Source organism: Paenibacillus brasilensis, assembly GCF_009363115.1.
Lineage (GTDB): Bacteria > Bacillota > Bacilli > Paenibacillales > Paenibacillaceae > Paenibacillus > Paenibacillus brasilensis.
In genome coordinates this window covers 4,626,002-4,637,782 of record NZ_CP045298.1, presented here as the reverse complement: position 1 = coordinate 4,637,782, position 11,781 = coordinate 4,626,002, and the positions used below count along the sequence as shown (strand labels likewise).

Below are 11,781 nucleotides of genomic sequence, written 5' to 3'. Positions count from 1 at the left end.
GGAGGACAAAAGGACAGTTCAACGTGCGCTTCCACCCCGTCATTGACCAAGTGAAACAATTTCTTCCGCCTCAGCCACCAATCGATCGCCTACGGAAGCCCGACCACTTCCGAGTACATAACCCCGCCGACGCTTGATCACTTCAAAATAAAGATCAATTCGGTCCCCTGGCTTTGCCAAGCTGTGGAATCGAATTCCATTGAGGTTGGTCAGGTATGCAATACCTTTTTTATCAATCGCAGCGAATGCCGCCAATTGTGCGAGCGACTCCACGATCAACATAGGAGGCATGTATGGACTAGCCTCTGTAATAAACCATTCACTCCAGGTAACAAACTTGTACCCCTTCGCCCATTGCGACGTTTCGTATCCAGTCACGCCATCCAGCAGAAGAAACGGATACCTGTGCGGAAGCACATCCGGGATATGGATTAGCTCTTCGCTCACAGGCTATACCCCCTCCCACTTGCGAACAGCAAGACAGACATTGTGCCCCCCGAAACCAAAGGAATTACTAATCGCCGCATGGACCTCGCGTTCCTGATATACGTGCGGTACAAAATTCAGTTCAGGGGCTTCAGGGTTGTCGCAATTGAGTGTCGGTGGTACCTTGTTGTGGAGCAAGCTCTGTACAGTGGCGATTAATTCAACTGCCCCTGCTCCGCCCATTAAATGGCCTGTCATCGATTTAATAGATGATATCGCCAAACGGGGAGCATGCGCTCCGAATACGCTCTGAATCGCATTGATCTCCATACGGTCGTTAAACGGCGTACTCGTACCATGGGCATTGACATAGTCGATTTCCTGCGGTGTCAAACCGCCATCCTGCAGAGCGATGCTGATCGCTTCCGCCGGACCGGAGCCCGAGGGATCAGGAGCCGTGATATGGTACGCATCGGTCGTGCATCCATAACCCGCAACCTCGGCCAAAATCGTGGCTCCGCGGTTCAAGGCATGCTCTAGCTCCTCCAGCACCAACACCCCTGCTCCTCCGCCGATGACGAATCCGTCGCGGTCCACATCAAACGGACGACTGGCCTTCTGCGGCTCTTCATTGCATCTGGAGAGCGCATGGATATTCGCAAAGGATGCTAAATCAAGCTGACTGAAATTCGCTTCTGCTCCTCCAGCGACCACGACATCAGCCGTGCCGTACTGGATCGTACGTAATGCTTCACCGATGGCATTACTTCCAGTAGCACAAGCCGTAACCACGGCAAACGAAGGTCCCTTGGCTCCGATAGCAATGGAGATTTCACCAGGCGCAGAATTAATCATCATCGAGGAAACAAAATAAGGAGAAACCCTTTTGGGACCAAGCTTTGTTAATTTCCCATAGTTCTCCTCTATGACGTCGAGGCCGCCTGCTCCAGAGCCGACAATAACCCCCACGCGGCTTGCATTCCGCTCGTCAATCACTAATTTAGATTGCTCGACTGCCTGACGGGCAGCCGCCAAGGCAAATTGGGTGAACTGTGCTACTTTATTAGCTTCCTTCTTGCTCATATATTGCAACGGATCAAAGCCCGTAACATGTGCACCAATTTTTGTCGGAATGTCCGCTGTATCAAAAGCAGTGACAGGTCCGATTCCGCTCTTTCCTTCCAACAGTGAATTCCAGAAATCTGGAAGATTAAGCCCGACCGGCGTTACGACTCCCTGTCCTGTCACTACAACACGTCTTCTCACTGTACCCACGTCCTTCGCTGAAATTAATTCTTGGAAGCCTGTTGCTCGTAGAGAGGAAAGTCGCCATACACATGACTGATTTTCTCATGCACATCAGCAAGATCAGCATATACCTCGACGACCACAAGCTTGTTCTCCTGATACTTTTGCCAAGCAAGCTGAAGCTGTTCCCGGGCCTCCCCCTTGCTCCGGATCGCAAGACTTTCCACAAACTCATACTGTGGAATTTGGATTCCTGCCTTGGCCTCCTCGGAGACAAATGGCAAGGATTGATCCGAAAGATGCTTATAATTCATCTGATTTTGCAGCCAACCGTAGCCGCCATTATTGAGTACGATATAGATTAACGGTATTTGATACTGCACCGCCGTCATAAAATCCGAATAGAAGAGATTGAACGCACCGTCCCCTACCAGTGCCACTACTGGACGTTCTGTTGCCACACTTGCCCCCAGAGCAGCAGCCGCACCGAATCCAAGGCTCGTTTGGTCACTGGGAACAATTGAAAGAGAACCTTGCATGAAGCAAAAATATGGATAAAAGTAAGACCACATATCCTGTAATCCATTTTCCTGAACAAGCACCATTTTTTCTGGAAATTCTGTCTGAATGATCTCCAGCAGCTCTGGAACGTGAATTCCAGGAGCCTTTTTCAGTTCCTCCATATAAATGGCTCTATTAGAGAATGCCTTCTGCTTACACCTTCTGATCGTTTCAAGCCACACTCCATCAGGTTTATGTCTGTACCGTTGAACCCACTGCTCTAATGCTGCATATCCATCTCCAAGCACTTTGACGCCCCGGTATTCGTGTGCAAAATCCTCCAGCTCGACATTGACTTGAATTAAGGGTGTATCCTCTAGAAAAATATCCCACTCAAACGTAGCCGTTTCTTCCAATCGGCTGCCCAGCGCAATCACCACATCAGATTCCTTCCAGATTTGTCTCAGACTGAGATCCGTATAGAGCCCGGCAACACCACAGAAGAGTTCATCGTCTTCATCAATTGCACTCCGTCCCGAGGCGGTTGCGAACAAGGCTGCTCCTCGCAGATTAGCGAATATCTCAATTACATCATTTTTAACTGACTTCATCCCGCCTCCGACCAAAATGACAGGCCTGCGAGCAGTCTTGATAATCTCCCATGCCGCATCCAGCTCCCGAAGAGACGGAGAGCACGAAAGCTTTTCTGGCGGAATAAACTGAAGCTCTGTCGGCACAGGCTGGTCCATCAGGTTTTCGGGTAGTTCAATATAGACAGGACCTGGGGCCCCATTGATGGCCAAAAAAGCCGCTCGCTCCATCGCCCATACAAGCCGATCCACATGCTCGACACGGTAAGCCCATTTTACGAGCGGCTTCACGAGTAAGATTTGATCTGCCTCCTGAAAGGATCGGGTACCCAGCTTGTCTCCTCCGGTGCCAAGCGCCAAAAGTAAAAGCGGAGCACCAAGGTTCTTCGCTTCCAGCAGCCCCGTGAGTGTATTACTGAGCGCAGGGCCTTTACCCACAACACATACAGACATCTGGTTGGTTGTGAGCGCATAGCCTGCTGCCATGAACACAGCATTACGTTGATCTTTGCACAGAATAAAATCCATACCCGACGAGGGGAGTGACGATACGATTTTGAGATCATCACTTGGTAATCCAAAGAGATGCCGAACCCCAGCCGATTTTAAGTAGCCAATGATGGCATCCCAGGGGAGTAAGCTCGCAGTCATACCAAACTCCTCTTTTCCGACAAATATTCTGCGACAATTTCTGAAATCAAAATGGGCTTCGAAACGAGCTTAAAATCGTAAAAAATATAGTTCGACATCGTGCCATAGCCACCAAAGGGCTTATTGCCCTGATCCACATCCTCAAGCGTCTCATTAATGGTCAGCGTGTGCTTCTTTCGCAGGACGTCCGCCAGGTGATTAGATCCGTATAAGCTGCAGCCCATCGCACGTTCACTGAAATAACTGGAGGAAATACGCTTGATCAGTTGCTCGTCGTCTCGGTAGCTAACCACGTTGAAGACTGGTGAAAAATACTCGATAATCTCCAAATCCTGATCTAGTTCGCTATATACAATCGTCGGCTCCATCTTTTTCGTACGGAAATCGATGCCACCGCCATAAATAATAAACTTATCATTTGTATTAAAATATTCAGAAACCGAATACAGCGTGTCTTTATAGAAAATAGGGGAATAGTTCGCGTTCGGATCATTGTTGGCTCCAAACACGAGTTGGTCAAGCCGCTCAATCAGCAGGTTTTTAAAGCTCTCCCTCACATCCTGATGCACCAGAATGATGTCAGGTCCCAGGCAATCCTGTCCGGAGTTGTACAATCTCATTCGAGTCACATCGGTAACCGCCAATTCCAGATCGGCATCGGGTCCGATAATGAAAGGATTTATCCCTTGTCCGTAGAAAATGTAGAGTTGCTCTTTTCGGATTTGTTTTTTGATCTTCTCCGCATTGGTATAGCTCCCAGTGAACACCACAATATCAGCTGGCATAACTGAATTCTCCAAGAACTCCTTCTGGCTAACTTTACGAATACAGATGGGTAATCCATGTACAGCATGAAGCTTCTCATGCAGCATATTAACGTACTCGTTTACGTGAGAAGAAGGGCGAAAGTCTATCTTTTCAACGTACAGAGACGGAAGCAAAAGGTATAATGCATAGGAGTACAAAACGACGTTGGAAGGCATGAATACAGCCATAGATCGTTGCCAGCTTGGCTGATAGGTCTGCACTTCTTGCAAAGCACCTTGGAGTGTGAGGATCGTGGAATCAATTTCTGCATCGGCGGCCCGATAGGATGAAAATTGCGTGAGAATATCCATCACTTCCTGCCGATACTCCATCAAATAATTAAGGCACTTCAGAATTGCCTCATGCCTTTCCAAAAAAAGCGTATTTTTTTCCAGTTCCGGATTCATACTCATGATACATCCTCCCTTTCCTTTATGCGGTTTTTGGTAAATATCTTGTTACACTTTGCGAGAAGCAACTTTCTCCAGGGCAATGCGCTCCATTTCCAGCCGGTTTACTTTTCCATTCCGATTTAATGGAAAATGGGCAAGCGGAAGCAACAGATCGGGAAACATGTATGAGGGAAGTACCCGATTCATTTCTTTGCGGAGTACAGACAAGGCCTGCGAGGATTCGCCTTCGATGTATGCGATAAGCAATGTTCCTTTAGCCTCGTCCTCCAGGGTGATCACGCAGGATCGGTATCCTAGCGAACCAATCCGGTCCTCGATATAGACCGGAGATACCATATAGCCCATCCGGTTGACCGTCTTACCGCTGCGGCCAATGACATACAGCATTTCGTCATCCAGATAGCCCAGATCCCCTGTCTTGAACCAGCCGTCCTGTAGAACGGACTGCGTCAGGTCTGGACGATTCAGGTAACCTTCCATACATCCGGCACTGCGTATCCACACTTCGCCTACGATGCCATCCGCCTGCTGGCTACCAGCAGCATCAAGTATTTTCAGGTCCACACCAGGCAACGGTTTGCCACAGCCTTGCGGACACTCCAGCGTCCCCAGCGTAACGTTGCCCAATTCAGAAAGGCCGTAACCATTCAGCAGGGGCTGTCCAAATATGTTGTTAAATTTCTCTTCGAGGTCTTGGGTAAGTGGGGAACCGCCTACGCACCACATGCGCACCGGAGATTCCTTGACCATTTCCAGTTGTTCGGGTTTTCGGCTTAACATACGCAACAAGGTGTAAAAAGCAGAGGGGTTGGCGTCTACGACCGTCGCCCGGTCTTTCGTAATACTTGCAATGACGCTCCAGAGGTTTTTAGGATTGCAGATAATTAGAGAACATGAGGTTAACCACCAGGAGAAGATGAGTGAAATACCATAGAAGTGAGAAAACGGTACAACGGGGAGCATATGGTCAGACGGTAAGTAATTCATGGCGTGTATAGAGTGCCTGATATTCTCCATGAAAGCTGAACCAGCTTTCACGATTCCCTTGGGTTTTCCCGTCGTACCAGAAGAATACAGAATGAGGGCATCCGGCCTCTCGCACCACTTGTTAAAGTCGAGGGCTTCAATCTCTGGCTCTCCCACCCAATGCGGGTGTACGGCTTCTTCTTGAATTAGATCTTGAATCAGAATAACGAGCGCATGAGGAAGTTCTAGATCGCAATCCGTCAGGATGCAGCAGGCAGCCGCTTCATCATAGATTTGGGCTACCTCATCGAGCACAGTCTGCTCGTCCACTACAGTCACCGAAACAGCAATGTTGCACAGGGAGAACAGAGACACAACAAAATAATAAGAATTGGCCGCCTTCAGAATCACTCTGCCTTCTTCAGGAATTCCTCGGAGAGCCAACATACGGGAGAAGATCGTAACATCCCGCTCCAGACGCTCCCTTGTCATAATCCCTTCAGGTGAGATAATACGGCAATCCGTATGCGTAACAAGCACAGCGTTCCCTCCTTACATCCCCGTAATATGGTATCCTGCATCAACATGGATAACTTCTCCCGTAATGCCTCTCGATAAATGGGAAAATAGGAATAACGCGGTATCTCCAACTTCGGACGTATCAACCGTCTTGCGTAGGGGCGTAGTTTCTTCAATATGCTTTAGCATCGTGCTAAAATCCTTAATACCATAGGCGGCCAAAGTCCGTATGGGACCCGCCGAAATCGCATTTACCCGAATGCCATAAGTACCCAGATCGTTCGATAGATAGCGCATGCTTGCTTCCAGTGAAGCCTTCGCCACACCCATAACGTTGTAATTCTTGATCGCTCGTTCTGCGCCAATATACGTCATGGTGACGATACTTCCCCCCTCCGTCATCAGCGGGTAAATTCGTTGGGAAACAGCAGCGAGAGAGTAGGCACTGATTTCTTGAGCAATGGCGAATCCCTCGCGAGAAGTGTCGACGAACAAGCCATCCAAATCCTCAGCCTTAGCATAGGCAACACTGTGAAAATAACCATGCAGAACGCCTACTTTCTCCTTTAGGAAATCCGCCAGTGTATCCAATTCTTCATCGCTTTGTACATTACAAGGACAGACAATGGACCCCGGAATCGTTTCAACGAGCTTTAGCACGCGATCTGCAACCCTCTCATTTTCGTAAGTAAAAATAAGCCTTGCTCCTTCAGCAGCTAAAGATTGGGCTGTCCCCCAGGCAATACTCCTGTTATTAGCCACCCCCATAATCAAAATGTTCTTACCACTCAGCAGCGTTGTCACAGAAACCACCTTTCTTTTTTTACATTTTTCAACAAAAAACAACTTAATTGCGTATGTCTATGTATAGACATATGTAATCTTTTCTGGAATATTATCATGTTAGTTGCCAAAGTTAAACAATAGACGTTTTAGGCAATTGCAAGAATTAACTTTAAAATTCATGAGGATTGGCAGGACTATTCCACAGATAGCGACGGACTCATCAAACTACCGGAAGTGACAACTTTATTTTTTACCATCAACGACCCTCCCGATTCGAACATCCTGAGTGACCGGCCTTATTTCATCCAAGTGTGAAGCCTTATATCCCTGAGGCTACGCCTTATGTTTCCTTGGAGACAAGGTATAGCTAAAGGAGACAATAAAGTCGATTGCCAGAACGAGTGCCCATGTTGTTATAATGCCCTCCAAAGAAACCGTACGCTGTGGATCATCTACATACACAATGATGGCGAGCAACAGACCGTTGCCGATGGCCCAGCCCAAGAGGTGAAGCAACAACCAATCCGTTCCTCTTTTGCATGAGCAGCACCATACTTGCGTTCAGGCTTCGGCCCCTTACCAAACCAATGAGAGAACTGCATATCTGCTCATTTAATTAACCTATGACCAAATGCTACCGTAATGCCAAAATAGCAGGCCGCCAGGCCAGTAGCGGTCGTAATCTCCATGCCGCTGCTCACCGTGATGAACACCGCAAGCAGTAACAGGATATCAATATAGGAGTAAATAGTAAAAGAAGACCGCCTAATTTCTTCAAGCCAAACATATACCTTGCGATCAACCCTGCAACAACAAAAACCTAGAATAAAACTTCAGCACTAATAATAAATAAATAAATAAATACATAATGGATGATTCCTTTCGAAATTAGAAATTGGTATTGCCCTCCGCTATCCCTCTTCCATGCCCACTATCATACAATATTATACATAATATTCCTAGTATATTGTCTATAATTACATAAAAGGAAACAAATAGCCTTTATTCTACAAAAAACAGTATCTGTCAAGTCCATTGCCTCTCATTCTCAAATTGGGTATTTTTCATGATATGCTGCAAATTAGATTATAATGATGTGAAATGAAAAAAAGATGCACCCGTGTCACATTGAGACCAAAGTATCCTTCTTTATAAGTTTGATCTTTTGTGTCGATAACTAATTTATTGTTCAAATAAACCTTTGTGATATCGCCTTGCGCTATTTGCCATTTACAACTTTCCATTTTGATAAGTTGTTTGCAAAGTTAGAGGTATTCTTAAATTCTACATTTCGAAAGGCAGCTGTTGAATTCCAGGCTGTTAACCCATAATAACCGTAATTAAATTCAGTATCTATTTTCTCAATAATAGGCTTATCGTTTACAAATACCTGAATATGATCGCCTTCTGCGTTCACCCGCACATTGTAAGTAGATGAGGTTTCGAGGGTTAAGGAGTTTCTCGCTATTTCCTGGTTCGATCCATTTATATTCTTATTTAATGTTACGACATCATTTTTTGCATCTAAGCTGACAACATAGCCGTTTTTCGCATTCTTATCAGCACGAAAAACTAGACCACCTGCTCCCTCCCGGCCATTCTTTTCGTTAAGGGTAATATTCCCTTCATAAGTAAATGATCCACCAGTTTGTGAAGACATGGCATAAGAAGTTCTATCAAGGCTATTTGCTTGTATCCCGCCATCTTGGCCAAATTCACTTGCGTAATTCCACTCTTTTAAATTGGGTGAGGTATAAAACATCATTTTATCCTTTACAGCTAATAACATGACCCATTGATGGGAGTCTTCATGCCAAAATACTTTTGGATCACGCCAATCCGGCAAAGGTGGATTTGGCATTATTGGATTTTTTTATACATCTTCCATGTTCTGCCTTTGTATAGGCTGTAGGCAATACTTTGAACTTGGCCTTTTTCTCCTGCATGAGTAAAGATAGCCACCATCGCTTCTTTTCCAAATCCTGCTGTGTTGTTCCAATCAATCACAGCACTGCCTGAGAAAATTTGCCCTTTTTCATCAGGAGATAATGCGATCGGTAAATGTTTCCAATGAACAAGATCTTTACTTACGGCATGACCCCAATGCAACGATCCCCATGTCGTCCCGTAGGGATTGTGTTGATAAAACAAGTGATATTCACCCTTGTAATAAACCATTCCATTCGGGTCATTCATCCAGTTAGTCTCGGGGGAAAAATGAATCTGATTACGGTATGGTTCATCATAATAACCAGAGTCCGCAGCAAAGGCGGGAGTTAAAAGTAAACCCATTACCATAAAACAAATAAGCAGCACACTTAACTTCCTCTTCACAATCTTTCACATCCTTTTTTGAAATTTTACAACTTCTCTGTTGTACTACAATGGCAAAAAATAAAGCGTTTACATTTTCTCCGTAGCTCAATTCTATGGATTCAAGCTGTATACGTCACAAAATTCTGGTCTCCCCCCTTTCGTCTCTCTCATTTATATTAGTATTGCAAGTTCCGTGCCAAACATCTGTATCCATCCGGTATATTTCTATAAACAACAAAAGCCCCCGGGCCATCGGAGGTTTTTGCCAGTCTGAACTAATCATTATTTATCATTTTCGCTGCTTCCATATTCATGCGAAAGCGCTTTATATTGTTTCTCCCTTACTGTGAAACAAAATTATATACTTCGCTCAACATTTCGCAAATATAATATTTTTCGTCATCAGACAGTGTCAGGTTCATACCGGAAACAAATATCCCGGAGGCACGGTTTACCTCTTCGAATATAAGCTGGTCGAGCAGTTCCACTTCCCCTCGATAAACCAATCCATCGCGAATGACCATGCGTTCCAGCGCATAAGCCGTGTGAACGGCAATTTGAACTTTTGTTGCATAACCAAAATTGACTTCCAATCCCTGTTCCAGCGCTTGCACGAATCTCATCACCATTCCCAAAACTTTGTGGGGATTCAAATAAGTCAAAAATTCTTTTAGACTGTCCTCGCACAACTCTCTAATGCCTATGCTTCGATCCGCAGCAGAAGGAAGCTGATTATTGTTCAGCAGTAGTTCTCTCAATGTCTGCTCACCGCTTGCTTCGATCAGCTTTTCCAAGGGAATGAACGGGATATCCGGCTGGCTTGGTCGCTTTACTCCAACCACGGCGAGAATTGCATGCTTGGACCGCATATCCTTGACCACTTGATCCAACTCCCTTACGCTGGCCGGGACAACCAATATTTTCTGTATATTCGGCTCAGTTCTTTTTCGACCATTTCCTTTACCTGCTCAGCGAATTCGAGGATGTCTTTATCCACAATTTTCAGGATCCGTTCCCTGCTCCCCTTAGTGTTATAAAACCGGTTATAAAAACTTTTAATATGGTTATTGACATCCATAGTTATAAATCTGTTGATGTAGCTGTCGTCGAGCCCTTCTTCCTTCAGCATGCCAATCTTATCCTCAATCAGTCTGTAAAGATTAAACGGCAGCTCGGAATCAACCTCTTCTTCCAATTCTATTTTTCCTTCGGGAGTAAAATACAAGTATGAGGGAAGAATTCCCACTTCATCCCTCTCTCCCCTTGTTTTACCGATATTGAATAAGCCCTCTCGGATGTTTCCCGGCAGGTTTTTAAAATCAAGTCCTATTTCTTCCTTGTTTTCATGAATGGTGTTTAAAAATCCTTTAGCACAGACCAGTTGGATGTTGGACTTTAACTGGCCGATATTGCCGAAGGTTACGCTTCCGATCAGTGCTTTCACTACCTCTGATTCAGCCCTGATTGGCTTTTTTACCCGATGGGCCTCGCTATTGAACAAATGCTTTAAGATCAACAACCGCCCCTCAATAGTACGCTCCTGAAAGGAAGGAATATTGATCGTAATGGGTATGCGCCTGATGAAGGTTTTCAGCATGGAAGATGCGGGGTCTTCCGTTGTTGCTCCAATTAACAACACATTCGCGTCTCTGTTCCGGTCCGTTTCGCCCAATTTGTTATAGCTGTGGGTATCCATGAAATAGAATATCATTTCCTGGCCTTCCGGGGGCAAACGGTGAATCTCATCCAAAAATATGATCCCTCCGTCAGCCTTCTCCACCAGACCTGCTTTTTCCTGATCTGCTCCGGTAAACGCTCCTTTCACATGACCAAAAATGTGGGAAAGTAACAGTTGGGGATTATTGAAATAATCAGCGCAGTTAAAAACGATAAATGGCGCATGCTCTGCAAATCGCTTCATATGCTTGCCATAATGGTACATCAACCTGGCAAACATAGTTTTTCCAACACCTGTCTGTCCCACTATCAGCGTATGCAGGCCTCTTGGAGGATACAGAATTGCCGCCTTCCCCTGCTCAACCTGGTTTCGCATGCTGCCCCTGAAACCGATCAAGGCGTGGAACGGATCGACCTGTTCACCAGGCAGCAGTACATCCTTAATACTTTTAACCTCAATTTGTTTCTCTTTCATCCGGACCCGAAAGGTGTCTTCTATAACCTGCTTGTGCAGAAACTTGACCGGTCTTCCTTTGATTTTAAGGACTAGACCGGCACGCAGGAGATTGTTCAACTCTTTGCTCACATTGTTTCTAAGCATTTTTTGATTGTCAGCAATTTCCGTAACCGTAATCCCTTCTCTGTCAAGCAAAGCCTCTTCGGAAATTTTCTTGGTGTTTTCGGCAATATACTCCAATATCTATTCGTTTCACCTGTTTTCCTCCAGTCGGAATCAGTCCTTGAAAATTGATTTCAACCTGCTTGTTCAGTGAACAGAACATTTTTATCAGCGCATGAGCTACTCCATCCTCATCATTCGATAGAGTTACGGTGTCCGAAGCCGCTTTGACCTCAAGGGGAGCATTTTCTATCTTCTATAG

The 11,781-nt window shown here is 45.6% G+C and carries 9 protein-coding genes and 2 pseudogenes; all 11 read right to left on the bottom strand.

All coding sequences use genetic code 11. The features are described 5' to 3' along the window. Nucleotides 1-39: 39 nt before the first annotated feature. Nucleotides 40-447: a 3-hydroxyacyl-ACP dehydratase FabZ family protein gene (locus GCU48_RS22055; RefSeq protein ID WP_152381466.1), complete on the bottom strand. Its 408-nt coding sequence runs from the start codon at nt 445-447 to the stop codon at nt 40-42. 3 nt (nt 448-450) lie between these two features. Further along, the gene (gene fabF, locus GCU48_RS22050; protein ID WP_152381465.1) at nt 451-1,692 is read right to left on the bottom strand and encodes a beta-ketoacyl-ACP synthase II; all 1,242 of its coding nucleotides are present in this window, start codon (nt 1,690-1,692) and stop codon (nt 451-453) included. A 23-nt stretch (nt 1,693-1,715) separates the two neighbouring features. After that, nucleotides 1,716-3,416 (bottom strand): thiamine pyrophosphate-binding protein, encoded by a 1,701-nt coding sequence (locus GCU48_RS22045; protein ID WP_152381464.1) that lies wholly within the window; start codon nt 3,414-3,416, stop codon nt 1,716-1,718. Continuing rightward, nucleotides 3,413-4,636, bottom strand: coding sequence for an aldehyde dehydrogenase family protein (locus GCU48_RS22040; protein WP_152381463.1), 1,224 nt, complete (start codon nt 4,634-4,636; stop codon nt 3,413-3,415). Before GCU48_RS22040 ends, GCU48_RS22045 begins: the two co-directional genes overlap by 4 nt. A 45-nt stretch (nt 4,637-4,681) precedes the next feature. Beyond that, nucleotides 4,682-6,142, bottom strand: coding sequence for a class I adenylate-forming enzyme family protein (locus GCU48_RS22035; protein WP_152381462.1), 1,461 nt, complete (start codon nt 6,140-6,142; stop codon nt 4,682-4,684). 12 nt (nt 6,143-6,154) lie between these two features. After that, a complete protein-coding gene (fabI, locus tag GCU48_RS22030; protein ID WP_152381461.1) occupies nt 6,155-6,925 on the bottom strand; it encodes an enoyl-ACP reductase FabI in 771 nt (256 codons plus the stop codon). A gap of 315 nt (nt 6,926-7,240) precedes the next feature. Further along, a pseudogene (locus tag GCU48_RS22025) lies at nt 7,241-7,709 on the bottom strand (hypothetical protein). A 417-nt stretch (nt 7,710-8,126) separates the two neighbouring features. Then, nucleotides 8,127-8,603, bottom strand: a complete 477-nt coding sequence (locus GCU48_RS28910; RefSeq protein ID WP_370881022.1) for a 3-keto-alpha-glucoside-1,2-lyase-like domain-containing protein — start codon at nt 8,601-8,603, stop codon at nt 8,127-8,129. Beyond that, nucleotides 8,604-9,205 (bottom strand): annotated as a pseudogene (locus tag GCU48_RS28905) (glycoside hydrolase family 32 protein); the annotation flags it as partial. A gap of 359 nt (nt 9,206-9,564) precedes the next feature. Further along, on the bottom strand, nt 9,565-10,104 hold the full coding sequence (locus GCU48_RS29350; RefSeq protein ID WP_244315835.1) for a hypothetical protein: 540 nt from the start codon (nt 10,102-10,104) through the stop codon (nt 9,565-9,567). Nucleotides 10,105-10,118: 14 nt separating this feature from the next. Further along, nucleotides 10,119-11,597: a sigma-54-dependent transcriptional regulator gene (locus GCU48_RS22015; RefSeq protein WP_244315833.1), complete on the bottom strand. Its 1,479-nt coding sequence runs from the start codon at nt 11,595-11,597 to the stop codon at nt 10,119-10,121. Nucleotides 11,598-11,781 lie beyond the last annotated feature (184 nt).

What these genes read in the sequence shown, in the direction of transcription:
- GCU48_RS22045 (WP_152381464.1), bottom strand. Translation starts at nt 3,416, where the DNA reads ATGACTGCGAGCTTACTCCCCTGGGATGCCATCATTGGCTACTTAAAA.
- GCU48_RS22040 (WP_152381463.1), bottom strand. Translation starts at nt 4,636, where the DNA reads ATGAGTATGAATCCGGAACTGGAAAAAAATACGCTTTTTTTGGAAAGG.